21 protein-coding genes are annotated in these 22894 nt (G+C 61.0%); 7 read left to right on the plus strand and 14 right to left on the minus strand.

What is annotated here, in order from left to right; translation table 11 throughout:
- Positions 1–158: 158 nt before the first annotated feature.
- Both QMK47_RS23295 and purT read left to right on the plus strand, forming a co-directional pair.
- Positions 159–635 (plus strand): VUT family protein, encoded by a 477-nt coding sequence (locus QMK47_RS23295; protein ID WP_024618489.1) that lies wholly within the window; start codon positions 159–161, stop codon positions 633–635.
- A 77-nt stretch (positions 636–712) separates the two neighbouring features.
- Positions 713–1894, plus strand: a complete 1182-nt coding sequence (purT, locus tag QMK47_RS23300) for a formate-dependent phosphoribosylglycinamide formyltransferase (protein WP_018603333.1) — start codon at positions 713–715, stop codon at positions 1892–1894.
- 208 nt (positions 1895–2102) lie between these two features.
- On the opposite strand, the gene QMK47_RS23305 is transcribed toward purT, so the two are convergent.
- Entirely contained in the window at positions 2103–4517 is a 2415-nt protein-coding gene (locus tag QMK47_RS23305; protein WP_258689258.1) for a glucose/quinate/shikimate family membrane-bound PQQ-dependent dehydrogenase, read from the minus strand.
- 498 nt (positions 4518–5015) lie between these two features.
- On the opposite strand from QMK47_RS23305, the gene QMK47_RS23310 reads away from it, so the two are divergent.
- Positions 5016–5246, plus strand: a complete 231-nt coding sequence (locus QMK47_RS23310) for a VF530 family DNA-binding protein (protein WP_003205228.1) — start codon at positions 5016–5018, stop codon at positions 5244–5246.
- A 3-nt stretch (positions 5247–5249) separates the two neighbouring features.
- On the plus strand, positions 5250–5903 hold the full coding sequence (locus QMK47_RS23315; RefSeq protein WP_320389393.1) for a Pr6Pr family membrane protein: 654 nt from the start codon (positions 5250–5252) through the stop codon (positions 5901–5903).
- A 162-nt stretch (positions 5904–6065) separates the two neighbouring features.
- Here the strand turns inward: QMK47_RS23315 and QMK47_RS23320 are convergent, their stop codons facing one another.
- The 3 genes from QMK47_RS23320 to QMK47_RS23330 are packed head-to-tail and all read right to left on the minus strand — an operon-like array spanning position 6066 to position 7412.
- Positions 6066–6275 (minus strand): DUF1289 domain-containing protein, encoded by a 210-nt coding sequence (locus tag QMK47_RS23320; RefSeq protein WP_258689262.1) that lies wholly within the window; start codon positions 6273–6275, stop codon positions 6066–6068.
- Complete coding sequence (locus tag QMK47_RS23325; protein WP_214512414.1) at positions 6272–6796, minus strand: gamma carbonic anhydrase family protein; 525 nt, start codon at positions 6794–6796, stop codon at positions 6272–6274. The genes QMK47_RS23320 and QMK47_RS23325 overlap by 4 nt, the downstream gene beginning before the upstream one ends.
- 16 nt (positions 6797–6812) lie before the next feature.
- A complete protein-coding gene (locus QMK47_RS23330; protein WP_214512413.1) occupies positions 6813–7412 on the minus strand; it encodes a CoA pyrophosphatase in 600 nt (199 codons plus the stop codon).
- Between the two features lie 145 nt (positions 7413–7557).
- Between QMK47_RS23330 and QMK47_RS23335 the strand changes: the two genes are divergently transcribed.
- Both QMK47_RS23335 and QMK47_RS23340 read left to right on the plus strand, forming a co-directional pair.
- Positions 7558–8109, plus strand: coding sequence for an NUDIX hydrolase (locus QMK47_RS23335; RefSeq protein ID WP_320389394.1), 552 nt, complete (start codon positions 7558–7560; stop codon positions 8107–8109).
- Positions 8110–8157: 48 nt separating this feature from the next.
- Positions 8158–8664, plus strand: coding sequence for a L,D-transpeptidase family protein (locus tag QMK47_RS23340; RefSeq protein ID WP_253477741.1), 507 nt, complete (start codon positions 8158–8160; stop codon positions 8662–8664).
- 202 nt (positions 8665–8866) lie between these two features.
- Here QMK47_RS23340 and QMK47_RS23345 read toward each other — a convergent pair whose 3' ends face one another.
- The 6 genes from QMK47_RS23345 to purL form a co-directional block, all read right to left on the minus strand.
- Positions 8867–9205, minus strand: a complete 339-nt coding sequence (locus QMK47_RS23345) for a DUF6124 family protein (protein WP_253478654.1) — start codon at positions 9203–9205, stop codon at positions 8867–8869.
- Between the two features lie 261 nt (positions 9206–9466).
- Complete coding sequence (locus QMK47_RS23350) at positions 9467–9919, minus strand: hypothetical protein (protein ID WP_186652437.1); 453 nt, start codon at positions 9917–9919, stop codon at positions 9467–9469.
- Entirely contained in the window at positions 9903–10541 is a 639-nt protein-coding gene (locus tag QMK47_RS23355) for a DUF6036 family nucleotidyltransferase (protein WP_258689266.1), read from the minus strand. The genes QMK47_RS23350 and QMK47_RS23355 overlap by 17 nt, the downstream gene beginning before the upstream one ends.
- Positions 10542–11606: 1065 nt before the next feature.
- Positions 11607–12754 (minus strand): IS3 family transposase gene (locus QMK47_RS23360; protein WP_253470795.1). Its coding sequence is split into 2 segments (ribosomal slippage): positions 11607–12499 and positions 12499–12754, totalling 1149 coding nucleotides; the frame shifts between segments, so codons are not numbered across the junction.
- Positions 12755–13356: 602 nt separating this feature from the next.
- Positions 13357–13668 (minus strand): YqfO family protein, encoded by a 312-nt coding sequence (locus QMK47_RS23365; protein ID WP_046064858.1) that lies wholly within the window; start codon positions 13666–13668, stop codon positions 13357–13359.
- Positions 13669–13672: 4 nt separating this feature from the next.
- Positions 13673–17569, minus strand: a complete 3897-nt coding sequence (gene purL, locus QMK47_RS23370) for a phosphoribosylformylglycinamidine synthase (RefSeq protein WP_320389395.1) — start codon at positions 17567–17569, stop codon at positions 13673–13675.
- 287 nt (positions 17570–17856) lie between these two features.
- On the opposite strand from purL, the gene mltF reads away from it, so the two are divergent.
- Complete coding sequence (gene mltF, locus QMK47_RS23375; protein ID WP_072345608.1) at positions 17857–19317, plus strand: membrane-bound lytic murein transglycosylase MltF; 1461 nt, start codon at positions 17857–17859, stop codon at positions 19315–19317.
- A 183-nt stretch (positions 19318–19500) separates the two neighbouring features.
- On the opposite strand, the gene pdxJ is transcribed toward mltF, so the two are convergent.
- The 4 genes from pdxJ to rnc form a co-directional block, all read right to left on the minus strand.
- Positions 19501–20244: a pyridoxine 5'-phosphate synthase gene (gene pdxJ, locus QMK47_RS23380; RefSeq protein ID WP_253477755.1), complete on the minus strand. Its 744-nt coding sequence runs from the start codon at positions 20242–20244 to the stop codon at positions 19501–19503.
- Between the two features lie 49 nt (positions 20245–20293).
- Entirely contained in the window at positions 20294–20983 is a 690-nt protein-coding gene (gene recO / locus QMK47_RS23385) for a DNA repair protein RecO (protein ID WP_003205262.1), read from the minus strand.
- A gap of 170 nt (positions 20984–21153) precedes the next feature.
- A complete protein-coding gene (gene era, locus QMK47_RS23390) occupies positions 21154–22056 on the minus strand; it encodes a GTPase Era (protein ID WP_253477758.1) in 903 nt (300 codons plus the stop codon).
- Positions 22049–22738, minus strand: a complete 690-nt coding sequence (rnc, locus tag QMK47_RS23395; protein ID WP_003205268.1) for a ribonuclease III — start codon at positions 22736–22738, stop codon at positions 22049–22051. Before rnc ends, era begins: the two co-directional genes overlap by 8 nt.
- Positions 22739–22894 lie beyond the last annotated feature (156 nt).

The raw sequence follows: 22894 nt of genomic DNA on the forward strand, positions 1-22894 counted from the left end.
TCTTGTCCCAGACAGTTGAGTCGCAAGCGAAAGCTCAGGGTCAAAAGATCGCAGGCTTCGCCAGCTCCTACAGAGCCCAGCGCGAGCTTGCTCCCTCGCCACAGGGCCATCGCGGTCCTTTAATGTCTTGATCAACCTTCCACCAGGTACCCCGCCCCATGCTTTTCCTGCTCGCCTACATCAGCAGCGTCGTGCTGATCAACTTCGCGTTTTCCGCCGCGCCGCACCTGGACGTCATCTGGTCGGCCTGGGGCGGCCTGGTGTTTATTCTGCGGGACATGGTGCAGACCCGTTTCGGCCACGGCGCTATCGCGGCGATGCTGGCGGCGCTGGTGTTGTCCTATGCCACCTCGGACCCGACCATCGCCCTGGCCAGCGCGACGGCGTTCGCGGTGTCCGAGTGCATCGACTGGCTGGTGTTCACCATCACCAAGCGCCCACTGCATGATCGGTTGTGGATCAGTTCGGCCCTGAGCATTCCCCTGGACACGTTCATCTTCTTCGGCCTGATCGACGCCCTGACGCCCGCCGTGGTGATCACCGCCCTGCTCTCGAAATTCGCCGGGGTCACGGCCGTCTGGCTGATCATGGCCTGGCGTTTACGCAAACAGGCCATCGCCGGGCGGTTCATGTAAAATGCCGCGCTTTCTCCCATGGGAAGCTCGCCCGGCGCGCAACCCGCGATGATCCGCTCCTGTTTGAGGACCTTCAGATGACCCGTATCGGAACCCCATTGTCGCCCACCGCGACCCGCGTTTTGTTGTGTGGCAGCGGTGAGCTGGGCAAGGAAGTGGTAATCGAACTGCAGCGCCTGGGCGTCGAGGTGATTGCCGTGGACCGCTACGCCAACGCGCCGGCCATGCAAGTGGCCCACCGCAGCCATGTGATCAACATGCTCGACGGTGCTGCCCTGCGTGCGGTCATCGAGGCCGAGAAGCCGCATTTCATCGTGCCGGAAATCGAAGCCATCGCCACCGCCACCCTGGTGGAACTGGAAGCCGAAGGCTTCACCGTGATCCCCACCGCCCGCGCCGCGCAGTTGACCATGAACCGTGAAGGCATCCGTCGCCTGGCCGCCGAAGAGCTGGGTCTGCCGACCTCGCCGTACTTCTTCGCCGACACCGTGGAAGACTACCGCAAGGCCGTGGAAACCTTGGGTTTCCCATGCGTGGTCAAGCCGGTGATGAGTTCCTCGGGCAAGGGCCAGAGCCTGCTGCGCAGTACCGATGACGTGCAAAAAGCCTGGGACTACGCCCAGGAAGGCGGCCGTGCCGGCAAGGGCCGGGTGATCATCGAAGGGTTCATCGATTTCGACTACGAAATCACCCTGCTCACCGTGCGTCACGTCGGCGGCACCACGTTCTGCGCGCCGGTCGGCCACCGTCAGGAAAAGGGCGACTATCAGGAATCCTGGCAGCCACAAGCCATGAGTCCGGTGGCCCTGGCCGAATCCGAGCGCGTCGCCAAGGCAGTGACCGAGGCCCTGGGTGGTCGCGGCCTGTTTGGCGTCGAGCTGTTCATCAAGGGTGACCAGGTGTGGTTCAGCGAAGTCTCGCCGCGCCCACACGACACCGGCCTGGTGACGCTGATCTCCCAGGACCTGTCGCAGTTCGCCCTGCATGCCCGCGCCATTCTCGGCCTGCCGATCCCGCTGATCCGCCAGTTCGGCCCGTCGGCCTCGGCGGTGATCCTGGTGGAAGGCCAATCGACCCAGACCGCTTTCGCCAACCTGGGCGCGGCCCTGAGTGAACCGGACACCGCCCTGCGTCTGTTTGGCAAACCGGAAGTCAATGGCCAGCGCCGCCTGGGCGTGGCCCTGGCCCGCGATGAGTCCATCGAAGCGGCCCGTGCCAAGGCGACCCGCGCCTCGCAGGCCGTCAAGATCGAGTTGTAAAAACCCAAGGCTGAGCACAGTCCCCTGTGGCGAGGGAGCTTGCTCCCGCTGGATGCGTCAGCATCCCCTGCGGTGTGATGGCTGGCAAAGCAGGGGGCCGCTTCGCAGCCCAGCGGGAGCAAGCTCCCTCGCCACAAAAGCTCAGCACTGCGACAAAAAAAGGCGACACCCGCAAGGGTGTCGCCTTTTTCATGGTCGCCGGTTGAGCTTAATCCGGCAGTTTGTAGGCAATCACATAATCGCCCTGCTTGGTGCCCAGGGAACCGTGGCCACCGGCAACAACCAGCACATATTGCTTGCCGTCCTTGCCGGTGTAGGTCATCGGCGTGGTCTGGGCGCCGGCTGGCAGGCGGCCTTCCCACAATTGCTTGCCGTTTTTCACGTCATAGGCACGCAGGTACTGGTCGAGGGTGCCGCTCAGGAACGCCAGGCCGCTGGCGGTGGTGAACGTGCCACCCAGGCTCGGAACGCCCATGCTCAGCGGGATCGGTACCGGCGAGCTGTCACGCACGGTGCCGTTCTTGTGCTTCCACAGGGTCTTGTTGGTGGTCAGGTCCACGGCCGCCACATAACCCCACGCAGGCGCCTGGCAAGGCAGGCCCATTGGCGAGAGCAGCGCTTCGAGGATCACCCCATATGGCGCGCCCTTGTTCGGCTGCACGCCTTCGGTTTCGCTCTTGCGCCCCGGGCCACCAGCCACTTCGGCGGCCGGCACCAGCTTCGACTTGAACGCCATGTAGCTCGGGTTGACGAAGGCGATCTGGCGCACCGGGTCCACCGAAATGCCGCCCCAGTCGAACACGCCGAAGTTACCCGGGTAGACGATCGAGCCTTGCAGCGACGGCGGCGTGTACATGCCGTCATAGCGCAGCGACTTGAAGTCGATCCGGCAGAGCATCTGGTCGAACGGGGTCACGCCCCACATGTCGCGTTCCTTGAGGACCGGCGGCACGAAGTTCAGGTCGGACATCGGTTGGGTCGGCGAGGTGTGGTCGCCTTCCACCGCGCCCTGGGGCACCGGGATTTCCTTGATCGGGATGATCGGCTGGCCATTGCTGCGGTCCAGCACGTAGATGCTGCCCTGCTTGGTCGACGCCAGGACGGCCGGTTTCACGCCATCGGCAGTCTTCATGTCCATCAGGGTCGGTTGACCGCCGACGTCCATGTCCCACAGGTCGTGGTGGGTGAACTGGAAGTACCAGCGCACTTTACCGGTGGCGATGTCCAGGGCGGTCAGGCCGGCGGAGTATTTTTCCGATTCCGGCGTGCGCAGGCCTCCGAACTGGTCGGGGGTCTGGTTGCCCATCGGCAGGTAGAGCATGCCGAGTTTTTCATCGACGCTGAACATGGACCACATGTTCGGCGAATTGCGGGTGTAGGTCTTGCCCTCGGCAATCGGCGTGGTGTCGTCCGGGTTGCCGCTGTCCCAGTTCCACACCAGCTTGCCGGTATGCACGTCGTAGGCACGGATGACACCGCTTGGCTCGTCGGTGGAGACGTTATCGGTGACGTGGCCGCCGATCACCACCAGGTTCTGGGTGACCGCCGGTGGCGACGTGGAGTAGTAACCGCCGGCCGTGAAACCGCCGATGTTGGCGGTCAGGTCGACCTGGCCCTTGTCGCCGAAGTCTTCGCACATCTTGCCGGTGTCGGCATTGAGGGCGATCAGACGGGTGTCGGCGGTCGGCAGGAAGATCCGCCGTGGGCATACGGTGCTGGCCGGCGTGGTGCTGGCGGCACCCGTAGGGCTCTGCTCGGCAGAGGCGTACGCGGCGTCATCGTGATAGGTCACGCCACGGCAGGTCATGTGGGCCCAACCCTTGAAGTTCTGCGCTTTTTGCGTGGAAAGCTTCGGATCGAAACGCCAGATTTCCTTGCCGGTATCTGGCTCCAGGGCAATCACCTGGCTGTGAGGCGTGCACACGTAGAGCATGCCGTTGGCCTTCAGCGGGGTGTTTTCGGCAGTGGTTTCACCCGGATCGTTCGGCCCTGGCAGGTCGCCGGTGCGATAGGTCCAGGCCGGCACCAGTTTGCTGACGTTCTCGGGGGTGATCTGCGCCAACGGCGAATAGCGGTCGCCATGGGCACTGCGCCCGTAGGAGTTCCAGTCGCCGTCCGGCATGGCCGGTGCGGTGTTAGCCATGCCCGGCACGCTGTCGCGGTCCAGTTGACCCTTGACCTCACCCGGGGTGGTGAACTGGCTGGCGAGAGCGGCGATACCGGCGATGACCACGGCGGCGCCCAACGTGCGGGTGCCCATGGCCGAGGCATCGGCGGTCAACAGCGGGCGGCGGAACCACGGCAGCAACATGACGATGCCCAGGGCAAACAGCATCGCCAGGCGCGGCACCAGTTGCCACCAGTCCAGGCCCACTTCCCACAACGCCCACACGGTGCTGGCGAACAGCACCAGCGCGTACAGGCCCAGGGCCGCGCGACGGGCCATGATCAGCAACACGCCGGTCAGCGCCAGGCCGATACCGGCCAGCAGGTAGTACAACGAGCCGCCAAGCGTGCTCAGCTTGACTCCCCCGGCCAGCAGGGCCAGGCCCATCAATAGAAGCAGAATGCCGAGCAGACTCGGTAGCAGACGGCTTCGACTCAAAGCACCCTCAGTGCTCATAGTGTGTTTCTCCGTGACGTTTTAAGGAGTCCCGCGCAAGTAGTCACTGTAGATGACGATCTTGCGGGGGCATGGTTCAGTTGAAAAAAGGCAAATTCGGTTGCCGCGATCCCTTGTGGGAGCGAGCTTGCTCGCGATGGCGGCGTGTCAGTTGGCTTCGATGTTGAATGTGCAATGGCTATCGCGAGCAAGCTCGCTCCCACAGGAAGTCAACGAGACAGCGCTGTCTTTCAGGGTCAGGACATTGAGCATTCATCAGATCGTTTAGTGGGAATAAGCTGGACGCAGAGGCTTCGGCACAACAGAAGAAGCGTTTCAGCAGGCGGCGCAAGGATAATGTCCTGCTCTCAATAGAGAAAGGGCTTTTGCTGACATGAATCATCTCGGATTCGGTAACAGTGCGCCTGGCGCTGGCGGCCATGATGAAGGCTATGCTTCCACCAAAGGGGCACCTCGGCTAAGGTGCGCGGCTTTACACCTTTAGCGCGAAGGCCTCCCATGACCGAACCCAACAACAACCCGCTGCACGGCGTGACGCTGGAGCAGATCCTCAACGCCCTCGTGCAGCACTACGAATGGTCGGGCCTGGCCGAACGCATCGACATCCGTTGCTTCAAGAGCGACCCGAGCATCAAGTCGAGCCTGACCTTCCTGCGCAAGACGCCGTGGGCGAGGGAGAAGGTCGAGCGCCTGTACATCAAGTTGATGCGCACCAAACGGCCGGTCTGAGCCGTGGGAAGTGACCAGGGTCGTCACCTCACGCTGCGACAGCGTTTTGTCTGCGTGACGGCACTGCTGGGCTGGGTGGGATTGAGCATCCAGCTGTACCTGATCCTGCTGGGACGCTGGGAACTGGACGCGAGCCTGCTGGGCGGGCTGGTGAGTTTCTTCAGTTTCTTCACGGTCCTGACCAACACCCTGGTGGCCGTGGTACTGACCTGGGAACTGACCCCTCGGGAGTCGGCGGCCCGGCGCTGGTTCCTGCTACCCAGCGTGTGCAGCGGCATCGCCGTGAGCATCGCCCTGGTCGGCCTGGCCTACAACCTGCTGCTGCGCCACCTCTGGCAGCCCGAAGGCTGGCAGTTCGTGGCCGACGAGTTGCTGCACGACGTGGTGCCCTTGCTGTACGTCGCCTATTGGTGGCTGTGGGTGCCCAAAGGCACCTTGCGCCTGGGCCACGTTGGGCTTTGGGTGATCTACCCCTTGGTGTATTTCGCCTATGTCCTGCTGCGCGGGGATCTATTGGCGGCTTACCCCTACCCTTTCATCGATGTGGCGAACCTGGGTTATCCACAGGTGTTCATCAATGCCGGGGGGATATTGCTGGGGTTTATCGCGATTGCGCTGGGGGTGGTGGGGGTGGATCGGTGGGCATCGTTGAAATAGAGGCCTGCAGAGCACATAGCTGTGTGAGCCAAACCTGTGGGAGCAAGGCTTGCCCGCGATGAAGATCACGCGGTTTACCTGAAGACCACGGCGCCTGCATCGCGAGCAAGCTTTGCTCCCACAGGTAGGTGTCCCACAGGGGTTTGTATTCCATCTCCGGTATCACCGCCTGGCCGGCAACATCCACACCAACCCACTGGCCTTGGCCCGTTCATGACACAACGCCAAGACACCGCGGCGCTCCTCGTTGTCCATCCGGCTCCACCGGGTGATCTCCGCCACGGTGCGCTGGCAACCGGTGCAGACGTCGTCATCGTCCAGCGCGCAGATGTTCACGCAGGGCGAAGGCACCGGGCGTTCAGGGGCGCTCATGGTTCCTGCTCGAACAGGTCGCGGGCGTAGCGCTGGGAGTTGTGCACATAGTGCGCCGCGCTGGCCTCAAGCATGTTCTTCTGGGCCTCGGTCAGTTCACGCACCACCTTGCCGGGCGAGCCCATCACCAGCGAACCGTCGGGAATTTCCTTGCCTTCGCCGATCAGCGAGTTGGCGCCGATGATGCAGTTCTTGCCGATCTTCGCGCCGTTGAGAATCACCGCGTTGATGCCGATGAGGCTGTAGTCGCCCACCGTACAGCCATGGAGCATGGCGTTGTGGCCGATGGTCACGCCGGTGCCGATGGTCAGCGGATAACCCATGTCGGTGTGCATCACCGTGCCGTCCTGCACGTTGCTGTTCTTGCCGATCAGGATCAGTTCGTTGTCACCGCGCAATACGGCGTTGAACCAGACATTGGCGCCCTCTTCGAGGCGGACTTTGCCCACCAGCGTGGCGTTGGGCGCGACCCAGCTCTGTGGGTGGGTTTCGACACGGGCATCGCCCAGGCGGTATTTCATGAGGGTCCTCGGGTCATCAGGTATTGATGTAGCTTTTGGGCGGTGTGTGCAGGTCGATGTCGGCGTCGTACAGCAGGTTGACCAGTTCGACGATCATGATCGCCGTCAGGCCCCAGATCTTGTACTCGCCAAACCGATAGCTGGGCACGTACCAACTACGGCCCTGGTAATCGATCCGGTGCGTGTGTTCACGCGGATCCTTGCGGAAAAACTCCAGCGGCACACTGAATACCGCAGCGATCTCGGCATCGTTGGCCTGGTATTCGACGTAGTCCGGAATCACCCCGACATACGGCGTGACCTTGATACCGTGCAGCGAGATCAGCGGGCTGAGGGGACCGATCACCTCCACCAGGCCGGGCGGCAGGCCGATTTCTTCCTCGGCTTCGCGCAGGGCGGTGAAGATCAGGTCCGGGTCTTCCGGGTCACGGCGCCCGCCGGGGAACGCCACCTCGCCGCCATGGGTCGAGAGGCCGCTGGCGCGCAGGGTCAGTACCAGCTCCGGTTCATCGCTGCGGGTAATCGGCACCAGCACCGCGGCTTCAGGGAAACGTTGGTCGGTCTGCAGATCGTGCGGGGTATGGTTGCTTACTCGATGCAGTAGCTCGTCCAGCATGAGACTTCTCGATTTGTTCGCTACCTTGCATCATGCACCAATCGTTCAAGCGGCCCAACCCCCGCACCGCGCCGTGTCGCGAAACGACAACTTGCCGCACCGGCCTACGCACGCCAAGATAGGCGCAGCATTCAGGAACCCAAGCATGAAATTCTGCAGCCAGTGCGGTAACCCGGTGACCCAACGCATACCCGAAGGCGACTCGCGCCTGCGTTTTGTTTGCGACACCTGTCACACCATCCATTACCAGAACCCCAACATCGTGGCCGGTTGCGTACCGACCTGGGGCACTAAAGTCCTGTTGTGCCGGCGCGCCATCGAGCCGCGGCGCGGTTACTGGACGCTGCCGGCGGGCTTCATGGAGAACGGCGAAACCATCGAACAGGCCGCCGTACGCGAAACCGCCGAAGAAGCCTGCGCCCGGGTGCGAAACTTGAGCATCTATACGCTGATTGACGTACCGCATATCAGCCAGGTACATGTATTCTTCCGCGCCGAACTGGTGGACGAGGATTTCGCCGCCGGGCCCGAGAGCCTGGAAGTGCAGTTGTTCGAAGAAGCGGACATTCCTTGGGACGAGTTGGCTTTCCGTACGGTGGGCCGCACCCTGGAATACTTCTACGCGGACCGCCGGGCGGAGGATTACCCCGTGCGATCCGAATCGATCCCACCGCTGGCCCAACCTGCCAACACCTGAAAAAACCAATCCAATATAGCCGCGACACCTCCTAGGGATATCGTTTCAATGCGCTGGTTGCTTGTCCTGTTCTGCTTGTCGTTCACTGCTATGTCCCAGGCCGCTGCGGTGGGAACCTACAACGGCAAGGTCATCGAAAAAGTGCTGGTGCTCAAGTCCGCCCATCAATTGCAATTGATCAACGACGACAAGCCGCTCAAGACCTATCGCATCTCCCTGGGCAAGGGCGCCAAGAAAGGCCCCAAGCTGATCGAGGGCGACAAGCGCACCCCTGAAGGCTTCTATTGGCTGGACTGGCGCAAGACCAGCGACCGGTTCTATCTGTCGATGCACATTTCCTACCCCAACATCAGCGACGCCGCCCGCGCCCGCCGCGAAGGCGTGGAACCAGGGGGGATGATCATGATCCACGGCACGCCGGATTCGGAAGAGAACCCTGAGCAGTTGTTCCACACGCTGGACTGGACCGATGGCTGCATCGCCATGCGCAATGTGGACATACGCGAGGTGTGGAACCTGGTGCCGGATGGGACGATGATCGAAATCCGACCGTAACACCCTTTTTTGTGGCGAGGGAGCTTGCTCCCGCTGGGTTGCGCCTGTAGGAGCTGTCGAGTGCAACGAGGCTGCGATCTTGCCCCAGACACTTGAGTCTCAAGCGAAAGATCAAAAGATCAAAAGATCAAAAGATCGCAGGCTTCGCCAGCTCCTACAGAGCCCCGCGCGAGATTGCTCCCTCACCACAGGTTACGTGGCATCAAGTCCGAAGCTCTACCCGGTCCAAGGCTTTGTTCGCCAACAACGTTCCCAGCTCGATCATCTGCGCCACGCCCAACGCCACATGCCGCCGCGAACCGTCCAAGTCAAACAGGAGGTCGCTAAGCACCGCATTGGCCGAGGCCAGGGTTTCGCTGAGGTTGGCTAGCAAGGTTTCGGTGTCAACGTTGTCCGATACGCTGAACAACTGCACCGAGGGTTGGGGGTCTGGTTCGCTGTCGTCGGGCTTGAGGTAATGGTCCATCGCGCGGTCGGCGGCTTCTTTCAGCTTTTCGGGGGCGTAGTCGCCGTAGGGGAAGGTGGAGGTGGGTTTTGGCATGTCAGAATTATTTTTCAATTGAAGCTCCTTTAAATTAATGGAGCCCAGGACAAAACGTCCGGGCCTATTGCCCCTTGATTTTTTTCGGACGGTCAAACCCGGTCGCTGAATTGGCAGCGACACCCAAAGGCTAGAGCCCTACCTTCCGAGGGACAACCTTAAAAACATGTCGGAAACTTCGGTGCGTCTGACAGACCAAGCGGTGATCATTCACACAACAAAAAACCGGCCGAAGCCGGTTTTCGAGGATGGCGTTTGGGCTTACACAAACGCCGCGCGCTGCTCAGCCTCATAATGCCGGGTCTGGAAAGGCAAGAGGGTTTGCACCTTCAAGCCAAGACCTTCATTCAATCCCCAAGAGAGAGCGAGTTCATCACGGCGTCTGCGAAGCGCAACAGCGGTTTGTGAGGTTATGGCTTGCTTGGGTGTCGAGCGTAAAAATAGCTCGAGGGCTTTGAAGACTTCCAATGCACGACTGTCCGTGACACACGAAAATCGGGTGAGTCGTTCGAGCAGATAGCCTGCACGACGCAGCTCGATCTCATCAGTGTGCTGACTCAGAAAAGCTTGAGCTGCGCTTATCAAGTCCGAGTTGGAATACCAGACAGCCTTGGCCGCGCTCACGAGTGCGGCATCATCTGCGTGATCCAACGGGCTTTTGACCAATGTGTCCAGAGCGGCTGAGAGGACGTGGCCGTTAGCAGGCTTCGCCATCTGTATTCTCCAAATAATCTTGCAAAATTTGAGTAAGAACAGAAATTGGAGGCTCTTTGTTGCCAACATATACATCAATTGCCTGCAATGCCAGTCGACGCAGCTCAGTGGTCAATATGAAGCCGGCCCTTAGGAGCGCCATGATGTCGCCAATATCCTGATCCGTTGCTCTGCCCAACTTCGAAATCGCAATATCTACAGGGGCAGCAACGTGAACGTGTAGAGGAGACTCTACCGGGAACTCTTCAAGAGGGAGGCTTCGAGCCCAATAGTCCTCGTGAATCGGACCAAAGCTAGTGTTGTATTGGAGGTCGTAGTTGAGCTCCATCAATCGGCCGGACTTTTCGTCGACAAATTGCTCAGGCACTTCCGCAAGTAACGTTCGAAGATGAAAGCCTTCTGGAAGGCTAGCCTCATAAATTTCGGCGTCAACGTCCGTGGAGACACGATGGTTTGTATAAAGGTGCACTGCACACCCACCAAAAACGATGACTCTGACCACCCCAGGCACTGCATTCTCAGAAGTCAGCTCCGCTTCGACGGACTTGAACATTGAAACCAAAGCCTGTCCCAGCGCGGTACTTGTATTGAGGTGGGGGGCGATCGTATCCGGCATTTCCATGTTTGAACCTCAGAGGCTGATGTTGCTCCTTGAAACTGGGATCTGCCACTTGGCCTTGCCAAAGAGCAGTGAGCGATCCCTGCGTTTGGAGATGTAGGCCCCGAAAACTAGAGCCCCCGTTTCTGAGGGACAACCTTAAAAACATGTCGGAAACTTCGGTGCGTCTGACAGACCAGCCATCTGATCAGGGATGTTTCGCACAAATTCAGATTGGCTTTTTTTGGATTGAATTGGGTACATATCCGTTGCTGCGCTAACGGCCACTTAGGGTTCCGCCCTGACGGCGGGTCACTTTTGGAAAGAGCGCCAAAAGTAACCAAAAACGCTCTGCCCCACCACTCGGTGCCTCGCCTAGGCTCGGCATGCCCTCACTCCGGCATTGTTCCGTGGGCCCGCCGCGAAGGGCCATCCATGGCCCAGCGCGGCTATCCCGGCATCCATGCCGGGATGCCCACTCCACAATGCCTGCGTTCGGCCATCGTGGTTAACGGGGCGCCGAGATCAACATCCACCACGAGGCGGCCTGGTAGCCGACCTGGTTCTTGGTGGGACCGCGTTTCTCCTGTGGGAGCGAGCCTGCTCGCGATGAGGCTTGCAGACCAACATCCATGTGACTGAACCACCGCCTTCGCGAGCAGGCTCGCTCCCACATTGGATCTTCAGCAGACACAATATTCGTGTGCACCCGGAGTTCCTTTGTGGGAGCGAGCTTGCTCGCGATAAGGCCAGCAGCCCAACATCCATTTGACTGAACCACCGCCATCGCGAGCAGGCTCGCTCCCACATTGGATCTTCAGCAGACACGATATTCGTGTGCACCCGGAGTTCCTTTGTGGGAGCGAGCTTGCTCGCGATGAGGCCTGCAGCCCAACATCCATGTGACTGAACCACCGCCATCGCGAGCAAGCTCGCTCCCACATCGGATCTTCAGCAGACACAATATTCGTGTGCACCCGGAGTTCCTTTGTGGGAGCGAGCTTGCTCGCGATGAGGCCTGCAGCCCAACATCCATTTGACTGAACCACTGAGGTGGTCAACTTTTTCCGGACACCTCAATCGGTGTTTTCAGGCTGTTTGCCGCTCGTACTGATTGGGCGGCAAATAGTCTAACGATGAATGCATTCGTCGTTCATTGTAGAACCGCACAATGTAATCCGTGACGTCCTTGATTGCTTCATCATGGTTGGCATAGTCTTTCCTCCAAACGCGCTCCATCTTCAGGTTCAAGAAGAAACGCTCCATGACTGCGTTGTCCCAGCAGTTGCCCTTGCGGCTCATGCTGCAGCGCAAGCCATGTCGTGTCAGCAAGGTTTGGTAAGTAACGCCTGCATACTGGCTGCCCCGATCTGAGTGCGCGATCAGACCCGGTTCAGGCTGTCTCTGTGTGATGGCCAGTTGCATAGCGCCGCACACCAACTCTGCGCGCATATGCGGTGCCATGGCCCAGCCCACGATCTTGCGTGAATACAAATCCATGACAGCCGCCAAGTACAGCCAGCCGCTTCGGGTGCGAATATAAGTGATGTCAGCAACCCATGATTGGTTGATCTGCTCGGGATTGAACTGGCGGTTGAGCAGGTTCTCAGCTACCGGGAAATTATGATTACTGTCGGTGGTATGAACGAACTTGCGCTTCCAGATCGGGCGTAAATCCTGTTGTTTCATCAGCCGACGGACCTTGTGCCGCCCAATGGATACACCATCGCTACGCAGCGCTTTCATCACCCGACGACTGCCATAACAGTGCTCATTGGTCATGAACGTAGCTTTGACCCGAGCTGCAATCGGACAGACAGCTTTTGGCTTAAAAGACCGCTGACGAGCTTCATAGAACCCCGAACGGCTGATCCGCAAAACCCGGCAGATACGTATTAGCGGGTAGGCCTTGCATTGCATTTGGTGAACCAATTGGTGGATCACTTCAATTCGCGGGCAAAGAAGGCCGTAGCTTTTTTTAATATGTCGTTGTCCGTCTTCAGCTCGCGGATCTGCTGCTCAAGCTGACGAATACGCTGTTGCTCGCTGGTTAACGGTTTGCCAATCCCTGTACCACCTAACTGCTCGGCTTGGTACTGCTGGACCCAGCGGCGCACGGCCGTGTCACTCAAGTCTAAATCGGTACAAACGGAGTTCACGCTCAGGCCCTGGTCAACAATCATCTTGCAGACTCTTAGCTTGAAAGCGGCGTCGAATTTTCTGTACTTCTTGGTCATGGAATATTCCTCAATAGGTGTAGTTTCACCTATTGAGGTGTCCGGGACTATTAGACCAGCTCACACCGCCATCGCGAGCAAGCTCGCTCCCGCATTTAATCTCCAGTGAACACAAAATTTATGTGGGCTTGCTCGCGAAAGCGGTGGGTCAGCTTGCATCAGTATTGGGTGTACCGCCGTCTTCGCGAGCAAGCTTTGCTCCCACAGATCTGACGGGTGTACGACCAGGAGAGCCAGGCCGGCTACTAGGCCGCCTCGGCGTGGACGTTGATCTCGGGCGCCCCGTTAACCACGATGGCCGAACGCAGGCATTGCGCAGTGGGCAACCCGGCATGGATGCCGGGTTAGCCGCGCTGGGCCATGGATGGCCCTTCGCGGCGGCCCACGGAGCAATGCCGGAGTGAGGGCATGCCGAGCCTAGGCGAGGCACCGAGTGGTGGGGCAAGAGCGTTTTGCTTACTTTTGCGCTTCTCAAAAGTGAGCCGCTGTAAGAGCGGAACCGTCAGCAGCCGTGACCGCAGCAACGGATATACACACAAAACCCACACCCAATAAAAAACCCGCTGATCCAATCAGCGGGTTTTTCATTTAAGCGGAGAAGATCAAAAATCCTCCAACCGCCACACCTCATACGCCGGCGTCTCATAGGGATGGCTGAGCTTCAAAGCCACCACCACCGCACGAATCAACTCATCAGCAACGACAAGCTCCACCTTCCATTCCTCGACCTGCTCAACCTGCCCCGCCTCGCCAATGAACGGCTGGCTGCCGTCCAGAGGGCGAAACTGGCCCAGGCCCAACACTTGCCAGGCGCAGTGCTCATAGTCGCCGATTCGCCCGCCACCGGCAGCGAATACGGCGCTTTTGACCACGTCCAGATGGCTGGCCGGGACGAAGAAGCAGAGCTTGTACACCGCCTTAGTTCACCCAGACGCGCGCGTTGCGGAACATGCGCATCCAAGGTGCGTCTTCGTTCCAGTCATCCGAACGCCACGAGTTCTGCACCGCGCGGAACACACGCTCCGGGTGCGGCATCATGATCGTGACGCGGCCGTCGCGGCTGGTCAGGCCGGTGATCCCGCGCGGCGAGCCGTTCGGGTTGGCCGGGTAGGTTTCGGTGACCTTGCCGTGGTTGTCGACAAAACGCAGCGACACGCAACCGGACAAGTCGGCTTCGAGCAGCGCTTCTTCGCTTTCGAATTCCGCGTGGCCTTCGCCGTGGGCGATGGCGATCGGCATGCGCGAACCGGCCATGCCCTGCAGGAAGATCGAATTCGACTCCTGCACCTGGACCATCGCCACGCGGGCTTCGAACTGCTCGGAACGGTTACGCACGAAGTGCGGCCAGAACTCGCTGCCCGGGATCAGCTCGTGCAGGTTGGACATCATCTGGCAACCGTTGCACACACCGAGGGTGAAGCTGTCGGTGCGCTCGAAGAAACCCTGGAACGCATCGCGGGCGCGGCTGTTGAACAGCGCCGACTTGGCCCAGCCTTCACCGGCACCCAACACGTCACCGTAGGAGAAACCGCCACAAGCGACCATGCCCTTGAAGTCGTTCAGGTCGACACGACCAGCGAGGATGTCGCTCATGTGCACGTCGATCGCGTTGAAACCGGCGCGGTCGAATGCCGCCGCCATTTCCACCTGACCGTTGACGCCCTGCTCGCGCAGGACCGCCACTTGTGGGCGAATGCCTTTCTTGATGTAAGGCGCGGCCACATTTTCGTTGACGTCGTAGCTGAGCTTGGCGCTCAGGCCCGGGTTGTCTTCTTCCAGCAGCGCGTCGAATTCCTGCTCGGCGCAGTCGGCGTTGTCGCGCAGGCGCTGGATCTGGTAGCTGGTTTCCGCCCACTGGCGCTGCAACAGGCTGCGCTGGCCTTCGAAGACGGTGTCGCCGTTGAAGGTGATGTTGATGTGGGCGTTGTTGATCGGCTGGCCGATCACCGAGACGCAGTCGGCCAGGCCAGCCGCGCTGAACTGGGCGAGGATGTCCGGGGTGGCGTCCTGGCGAACCTGGATCACCGCGCCCAACTCTTCGTTGAACAGGATGGCCGGGATTTCGGCCTTGGACTCGGCAACGCTGTCGAGGGTCAGGCTCAGGCCGCAGTGGCCGGCAAAGGCCATTTCCACCACGGTGGTCAGCAAACCGCCGTCGGAACGGTCGTGGTAGGCCAGCAGATGACCGTCGGCGTTGAGGCCCTGGATGACGGCGAAGAACGCCTTCAGGTCTTCGGCATCGTCGACGTCCGGCGCTTGCGAGCCGAGCTTGCCATGCACCTGGGCCAGGATCGAAGCGCCCATACGGTTCTGGCCACGGCCCAGGTCGATCAGGATCAGGTCGGTGGTGCCCTTGTCCATGCGCAGTTGCGGGGTCAGGGTCTGGCGGATGTCGGTGACCGGGGCGAAACCCGTCACGATCAGCGACAGCGGCGAGGTCACGCTCTTGTCCACGCCTTCGTCGTTCCAGCGCGTGGCCATGGACATGGAGTCCTTGCCCACCGGAATGGTGATGCCCAGCTCAGGGCACAGCTCCATGCCGACGGCCTTGACGGTGTCGTACAGGCGCGCATCTTCACCCGGGTGACCGGCGGCGGACATCCAGTTGGCCGACAACTTGATGTCGGAAATCTTGCCAATGCGCGAAGCCACGATGTTGGTCAGGGTCTCGCCGATCGCCATGCGGCCCGACGCCGGGGCGTCCAGCAGTGCCAGCGGCGTGCGCTCGCCCATCGCCATGGCTTCACCGGTGTAGACGTCGAAGCTGGTGGCGGTCACGGCAACGTCAGCCACCGGCACCTGCCACGGGCCAACCATCTGGTCACGGGCCACAAGGCCGGTGATGGTGCGGTCGCCGATGGTGATCAGAAAGCTCTTGCTCGCCACGGCCGGGTGATGCAGCACGCGCTCGATGGACTCGGCGACATCGAGGGTCGACGGATCGAAATCGTCGCCCAGCTCTGCTTCGCGAACGGCCGAACGGTGCATGCGCGGGGCCTTGCCCAGCAGCACTTCCAGCGGCATGTCCACCGGGCTGTTGCCGAAATGGCTGTCGGTGACGGTCAGTTGCGGCTCGGCGGTCGCTTCACCCACTACCGCGAACGGGCAACGCTCGCGCTCGCAAATGGCCTGGAAACGTTCGAAGTCGGCCGGACCGACCGCCAGGACGTAACGCTCCTGGGATTCGTTGCTCCAGATTTCGTGCGGGGCCATGCCCGGCTCGTCGTTCGGAATGTTGCGCAGTTCGAAGCGGCCACCGCGGCCACCGTCGTTGACCAGTTCCGGGAAGGCGTTGGACAGGCCGCCCGCGCCGACGTCGTGGATGAAGCTGATGGGATTGTGTTCACCCAACTGCCAGCAACGGTCGATGACTTCCTGGCAACGGCGTTCCATTTCCGGGTTTTCCCGCTGGACCGAGGCGAAGTCCAGGTCTGCCGAGCTGGTGCCGGTAGCCATGGAGGAAGCGGCGCCGCCACCCAGGCCGATGAGCATGGCCGGGCCACCGAGGACGATCAGCTTGGAGCCGACCAGGATCTCGCCTTTCTGCACGTGTTCGGCGCGGATGTTGCCCATGCCGCCAGCGAGCATGATCGGCTTGTGGTAACCACGGACTTCCTCACCACGCGGGGTGGTGATGGACTGTTCGAAGGTACGGAAATAGCCGGTCAGGGCCGGACGGCCGAATTCGTTGTTGAACGCCGCGCCCCCCAGGGGGCCTTCGATCATGATGTCGAGAGCGTTGACGATGCGCTCAGGCTTGCCGTACGGCTTTTCCCACGGCTGTTCAAAGCCCGGGATCTGCAGGTTCGACACGGTGAAGCCGGTCAGGCCGGCCTTGGGCTTGGCGCCGCGCCCGGTGGCGCCTTCGTCGCGGATCTCGCCACCGGAACCGGTGGATGCGCCCGGGAACGGGGCAATCGCGGTCGGGTGGTTGTGGGTCTCGACCTTCATGAGGATGTGCACCGGCTCCTGGACCGCACCGTACTGGCGGGTCTCAGGGTTCGGGTAGAAACGACCGGCAACGTTGCCGACGATCACCGCCGCGTTGTCCTTGTAGGCCGACAGCACACCTTCGTTGTGCATCTGGTAGGTGTTCTTGATCATGCCGAACAGGCTTTTTTCCTGGTCCTGGCCGTCAATGTCCCAACTGGCGTTGAAGATCTTGTGGCGGCAGTGCTCGGAGTTGGCCTGGGCGAACATCATCAGTTCGATGTCGTGCGGGTTGCGCTTCAAGCCCTGGAAGGCGCTGACCAGGTAATCGATCTCGTCTTCGGCCAGGGCCAGGCCCAGCTCGACGTTGGCTTTTTCCAGCGCGGCACGGCCGCCGCCCAGTACGTCGATAGCGGTCAGTGGCTTGGGTTCGGCGTGGCTGAACAGGCCGGCAGCCTGCTCCAGGTTGCCCAGGACGACCTGGGTCATGCGGTCATGCAGGCCTTCGGCGATCAGTTGGGCCTCGGCCTCGCTGAACTCACCGGCGACATAAAAGGCAATACCACGCTCCAGGCGCTGGATTTTCGCCAGGCCGCAGTTGCGGGCGATGTCGCTGGCCTTGCTCGACCACGGCGAAATGGTGCCGAAACGCGGCAGTACCAGGAACAGGCGTCCGGCCGGCTCCTGGACAGGAACACTGGGACCGTACTTCAGAAGGCGCGCGAGCACCTGCTGTTCGTCGCCGGTCAAACCGCCGGTGACTTCGGCGAAGTGAGCGAATTCAGCATACAAGCCACTGACAGCCGGAACCTTCTGGCTCAGTTGCTCAAGGAGTTTGCTGTGGCGAAAGGCAGAAAGGGCAGGAGCGCCGCGCAGGATCAACATCTTCGGGACAGCCTCGGGAAGGGGTGTGCTTTGAGGCCGTGCATTCTAGCCTAAACCGCCGGCAACGGCACCCGAAACGGCACGCGCAGTGCTGGCCGAATGTCGGTCTTTGCGCGCACGGCGCAATTGGACACCCGCGCCAAGGTTTTCGCAGAGATATTTTTCAGCGATGCAAAGCCCTGCGCACCCCGGCCGGCCGGTGCTGCGGACATGTTTTGCAATGGCTAGCAGACTGGCCTTTTGCTGTCGAGATATGGCGGTAGGGGCCGTTTGCGTATACTGCGCAGATGTTTTCCCCAACGGCTTTGCGTCCGCGATATGCCAGATGGCTGATCGCAACCGGACTCTTCCTGGTGCTCAGTGGTTGTGTTGAGAAACCCAACACACTGGAGCGCGTAAAGGAGGATGGCGTGCTGCGGGTGGTTACCCGAAACAGCCCCGCCACCTACTTTGAGGATCGTAACGGTGAAACCGGCTTCGAATACGAGCTGGTGAAGCGTTTCGCCGACGATTTGGGGGTGGAACTGAAGATAGAGACCGCCGACAACCTCGACGACCTGTTCAGCCAGATCGGCAAGCCCAACGGTCCGGTACTCGCGGCCGCGGGCCTGGTCAGCAGCGAACAGCGCAAGAAGCAGGTACGGTTTTCCCGCTCCTACCTGGAAGTCACCCCGCAGATCATCTACCGCAACGGCCAGTCACGCCCCACCGACGCCGCCGCCTTGGCCGGCAAAAAGATCATGGTGCTCAAGGGCAGCACTCACGCCGAACAACTGGCACAGCTTAAACAGCAGTACCCGGGCATCGAATACGAAGAGTCCGACGCAGTCGAGGTTGTCGACCTGCTGCGCATGGTCGACGAGGGCCAGATCGACCTGACGCTGGTGGACTCCAACGAAGTGGCGATGAACCAGGTGTACTTCCCCAACGTGCGCGTGGCTTTCGACCTGGGCGATGCCCGCAGCCAGAGTTGGGCGGTCGCCCCCGGCGAGGACAACAGCCTGCTCAACGAGATCAACAGCTATCTGGACAAGGTGCAGAAGAACGGCACCCTGCAGCGCCTCAAAGACCGCTATTACGGGCACGTCGATGTCCTCGGCTACATGGGCGCCACCACGTTCGCCCAGCATTTGCAGCAACGCCTGCCCAAATACGAACAGCACTTCAAGGCCTACGCCAAGCAAGAGAAAGTCGATTGGCGCCTGCTGGCCGCGATCGGCTATCAGGAATCGTTGTGGCAACCGGCGGTCACGTCCAAGACCGGCGTGCGCGGCCTGATGATGCTGACCCAGAACACGGCCCAGGCCATGGGCGTGTCCAACCGCCTGGATCCGAAGCAAAGCATCATGGGCGGCGCCAAGTACCTGGCCTACATGAAGGACCAACTGGACGAAAGCATCCAGGAGCCCGACCGCACCTGGTTCGCCCTCGCCGCCTATAACGTGGGCAGCGGTCACCTGGACGACGCCCGCAAACTGGCGGCCAAGGAAGGGCTGAACCCGAACAAGTGGCTGGATGTGAAAAAGATCCTGCCGCGCCTGTCGCAGAAACAGTGGTACAGCAAGACCCGCTATGGCTACGCCCGGGGCGGCGAGCCGGTGCATTTCGTGGCGAACATCCGTCGCTACTACGACATCCTGACCTGGGTGACGCAGCCGCAGCTCGAAGGCAACCAGGTGGCCGAGGGCAACCTGCACGTGCCGGGTGTCGACAAGAGCAAGCCTAACCAGGAATCCCCGCAGCTATAAGCTGTACACAACTTCTGATGCTGTGAGATGAACCCGTGGCGAGGGAGCTTGCTCCCGCTCGGTTGCGTAGCGACCGCAAAATCTTGGGGCCGCTTCGCCCGAAGCGTCGGACCGGCCCAGCGGGAGCAAGCTCCCTCGCCACAATGGATCAGGCAAGCCTTAAGTAAGCTTTATGGGATGGGCTCAGGACTTGGCGGCAGCCAGGATCAGCGCTTTCATTTCCGACACAGCCGACTTGAACCCGACGAACAACGCATGGGCCACCAGCGCGTGGCCGATATTCAGCTCGTTGATGCCCTTGATGGCCGCGACGGCTTCGACGTTGTGGTAATGCAGGCCATGGCCGGCGTTGACGATCAAGCCCTGGGCCAGGCCGAAGGCGACGCCGTCAGCGACTCGCTGCAGCTCGTCGGCTACGTCCGTGGGGGTCTCGGCATCGGCGTAACGACCCGTGTGCAGCTCGATGGCTGGCGCGCCAACACGCTTGGACGCCTCGATCTGTCGTTCGTCGGCATCAATGAACAGCGATACCTCGGCGCCGATCTTCGACAGGCGCTCCACTGCCAAGCTGATCCGCGCCTCCTGCCCCGCCACGTCGAGGCCGCCTTCGGTGGTCAGTTCCTGGCGCGTCTCCGGCACCAGGCAGATGTGCGCCGGGCGGATGAGCTCGGCGAACGCCATCATTTCTTCGGTCACGCCCATTTCGAAGTTCATGCGGGTTTGCAGCACATCCTTGAGCAGCAGCACGTCACGCTCCTGGATGTGACGACGGTCTTCACGCAGGTGAACGGTGATGCCGTCGGCGCCCGCCTCTTCCGCGTCCAATGCGGCCTTGACCGGATCCGGGTAACGCGTACCGCGGGCCTGGCGCAGGGTGGCGACATGGTCGATGTTCACGCCGAGAAGAATGCGATTGCTGGTGCTCACGAAAAGGCTCCTGAATGGACGAATAGTCGGCCCACAGCATACGGGTTGATCAGGGCTTGCGAAACAACTCGCGACTGACCAGTGGCCGCCCGCCCAGATGCACAGCCAGGGCCTGGCGCATCAGCCGCTTGGCTGCCGACAAGGCGCCTGGCGCACTCCAGTCGGCCTCGGCCATCGCCAGCAGCTCGGCACCGTTGAACAGCCCCGGTTGCAACAGGTAGACCTGCTCCAGGCCGGCATCCACCTGTAAGCGGTAAAGACCGTCCGCCGCAATGGGTTCGCCGTGCAGATCAGTGTTCAGGGCGAAGCCGTAGCCCAGGTCATCCAGCAGACGCCATTCGAAGGAGCGCAGCAGCGGCTCCAGCGGCCGGCCTTCAGCCAGGGCCAGCAGCGTGGCGGCGTAGTGGTCGAAGACGGCCGGGTGGGGATCTTCGGCGGGCAGCAGGCGGATCAGCAGTTCATTGAGGTACAAGCCGCTGAACAATGCCTCGCCGTTGAGCCACGCCGCGACGCCATTGCTTTCCATGCGCCCGACATTTTTCAACTCGCCCCGGCCACGGAACTCGACTTCCAGCGGCACGAACGGCCGCGCCAGCGTCCCGGCCTTGCCCCGCGCCCCACGCAACACCGCCCGCAGCCGCCCTTGCGGCGTGAGGAAGTCCACCAGGGCGCTGCTTTCGCGGTAGGCGCGGCTGTGGAGGACGTAGGCGGATTGGCCGGTGGGTTGGGTTGGGGGCATGGGAATCAGAGTTCTCAATGGACGAGCAGAGTTTTAAACAGCCCCAAACCAATGTGGGAGCGAGCTTGCTCGCGATAGCGGTCTGTCAGTCAACATCCATGTTGAACATCAGGCCCTCATCGCGAGCAAGCTCGCTCCCACAATGGTTCTCGGTACATCCAGTCAGCTGATCAGAGGTCGCCGTAACCCAACGAACGCAACGCTCGCTCGTCGTCGGACCAGCCGCCCTTCACCTTGACCCACAGGTTGAGCATGATCTTGGAGTCGAACAGCAGCTCCATGTCCTTGCGCGCCTCGGTGCCGATGCGCTTGATGCGCTCGCCCTTGTCGCCAATGATGATTTTCTTCTGGCCGTCACGTTCGACGAGGATCAATGCATGGATGTGCAGGGTCTTGCCCTGCTGCTTGAACTCTTCGATCTCGACCGTGATCTGGTACGGCAGCTCGGCACCCATCTGGCGCATGATTTTCTCACGCACCAGCTCGGCGGCGAGGAAACGGCTGCTGCGGTCGGTGATCTGGTCTTCGGGGAAGAAATGATCGTTTTCCGGCAGGTGTTCGGCAATCACCCGTTCCAGCGCGTCGAGGTTATGGCCGTGCTGGGCAGAGATCGGGATGATCTGGGCGTTCGGCAACTGTTCCTGCAACCAGGTCAGGTGCGGCATCAGGTCAGCCTTGTCTTCGATGCGATCGGTCTTGTTCAACGCCACGATCAAGGGACCTGTCACGTACTGGACGCGTTCGAGGACCATCTGGTCCTCTTCGGTCCACTTGGTACGGTCGACCACGAAGATCACCACGTCGACGTCTTTCAACGCCGCCGAGGCAGTCTTGTTCATGTAGCGGTTCAGGGCCTTTTCGCCGCCCTTGTGCATGCCCGGGGTGTCGACGTAGATCGCCTGCACGGCGCCTTCGGTCTTGATGCCCAGCATGTTGTGGCGGGTGGTCTGGGGCTTGCGCGAGGTGATCGCCAGCTTCTGGCCCAGGATGTGGTTCAGCAGCGTGGACTTGCCCACGTTCGGCCGACCGACAATGGCGACATAGCCGCAGCGGGTGACGGTTGTATCAGTCATTGCCATTCTCCACACCCAGGGCAATCAGTGCTGCGGCGGCCGCTACCTGTTCGGCAATACGACGACTCACACCCTGACCCCGGCTTTTTTCATTCAATAGGACCACTTCGCATTCGACGAAGAAGGTACGGCAATGCGGCTCACCCTGGATATCCACGACTTCGTAGCGCGGTAGCTCGCAACTGCGCGATTGCAGGAATTCCTGCAAACGGGTCTTCGGATCCTTGTTGGTGTCCACCAGCGTCAGGCTGTCGATCTCGGAGGTCAGCCAGGCCAGCACGCGTTCGCGCGCCATTTCCATGCCCGCATCCAGGTAGATCGCGCCAATCAACGCTTCCAGGGCATCGGCCAGGATCGACTCACGACGGAAACCGCCGCTTTTCAACTCACCGGAACCCAGGCGCAGGTAGTCGCCCAGGTCGAAACCACGGGCCAGTACGGCCAGGGTCTCACCTTTTACCAATCGTGCGCGCAAACGCGACAACTGGCCTTCGCGGGCCAGCGGGAAACGCTCGAACAGCGCCTCGCCGGCCACGAAGTTGAGGATGGCATCACCGAGGAATTCCAGGCGTTCGTTGTTGCGCCCGGCAAAACTGCGGTGAGTGAGGGCCAGGAGCATCAGGTCCTGATCCTTGAAGGTGTAGCCGAGCTGACGCTCGAGACGGCTTAGAGAAACGCTCACGGTTTACCCACGCTGAGTTCGTGGCTGGATTCCACCGCCACGGCGGCAAGGCGCCGTTGGCTTGGGACAATTAACGCTGTGTTCAAAAATACGTCCTGACTATCGTTGGCTTCATGCCTTCGGGCAACCTTGCGCAGGCTCCAGAAAAGCATTCGG

The organism is Pseudomonas sp. P9_35 (genome assembly GCF_034008205.1).
GTDB lineage: Bacteria > Pseudomonadota > Gammaproteobacteria > Pseudomonadales > Pseudomonadaceae > Aquipseudomonas > Aquipseudomonas kilonensis.

Excerpts from the sequence above, each read along its gene's own strand:
- QMK47_RS23295 (WP_024618489.1), top strand. The coding sequence starts at position 159 with ATGCTTTTCCTGCTCGCCTACATCAGCAGCGTCGTGCTGATCAACTTC.
- purT (WP_018603333.1), top strand. The coding sequence starts at position 713 with ATGACCCGTATCGGAACCCCATTGTCGCCCACCGCGACCCGCGTTTTG.
- QMK47_RS23305 (WP_258689258.1), bottom strand. The coding sequence starts at position 4,517 with ATGAGCACTGAGGGTGCTTTGAGTCGAAGCCGTCTGCTACCGAGTCTG.
- QMK47_RS23310 (WP_003205228.1), top strand. The coding sequence starts at position 5,016 with ATGACCGAACCCAACAACAACCCGCTGCACGGCGTGACGCTGGAGCAG.
- QMK47_RS23320 (WP_258689262.1), bottom strand. The coding sequence starts at position 6,275 with ATGAGCGCCCCTGAACGCCCGGTGCCTTCGCCCTGCGTGAACATCTGC.
- QMK47_RS23325 (WP_214512414.1), bottom strand. The coding sequence starts at position 6,796 with ATGAAATACCGCCTGGGCGATGCCCGTGTCGAAACCCACCCACAGAGC.
- QMK47_RS23330 (WP_214512413.1), bottom strand. The coding sequence starts at position 7,412 with ATGCTGGACGAGCTACTGCATCGAGTAAGCAACCATACCCCGCACGAT.
- QMK47_RS23335 (WP_320389394.1), top strand. The coding sequence starts at position 7,558 with ATGAAATTCTGCAGCCAGTGCGGTAACCCGGTGACCCAACGCATACCC.
- QMK47_RS23340 (WP_253477741.1), top strand. The coding sequence starts at position 8,158 with ATGCGCTGGTTGCTTGTCCTGTTCTGCTTGTCGTTCACTGCTATGTCC.
- QMK47_RS23345 (WP_253478654.1), bottom strand. The coding sequence starts at position 9,205 with ATGCCAAAACCCACCTCCACCTTCCCCTACGGCGACTACGCCCCCGAA.
- QMK47_RS23350 (WP_186652437.1), bottom strand. The coding sequence starts at position 9,919 with ATGGCGAAGCCTGCTAACGGCCACGTCCTCTCAGCCGCTCTGGACACA.
- QMK47_RS23355 (WP_258689266.1), bottom strand. The coding sequence starts at position 10,541 with ATGGAAATGCCGGATACGATCGCCCCCCACCTCAATACAAGTACCGCG.
- purL (WP_320389395.1), bottom strand. The coding sequence starts at position 17,569 with ATGTTGATCCTGCGCGGCGCTCCTGCCCTTTCTGCCTTTCGCCACAGC.
- mltF (WP_072345608.1), top strand. The coding sequence starts at position 17,857 with ATGTTTTCCCCAACGGCTTTGCGTCCGCGATATGCCAGATGGCTGATC.
- recO (WP_003205262.1), bottom strand. The coding sequence starts at position 20,983 with ATGCCCCCAACCCAACCCACCGGCCAATCCGCCTACGTCCTCCACAGC.
- era (WP_253477758.1), bottom strand. The coding sequence starts at position 22,056 with ATGACTGATACAACCGTCACCCGCTGCGGCTATGTCGCCATTGTCGGT.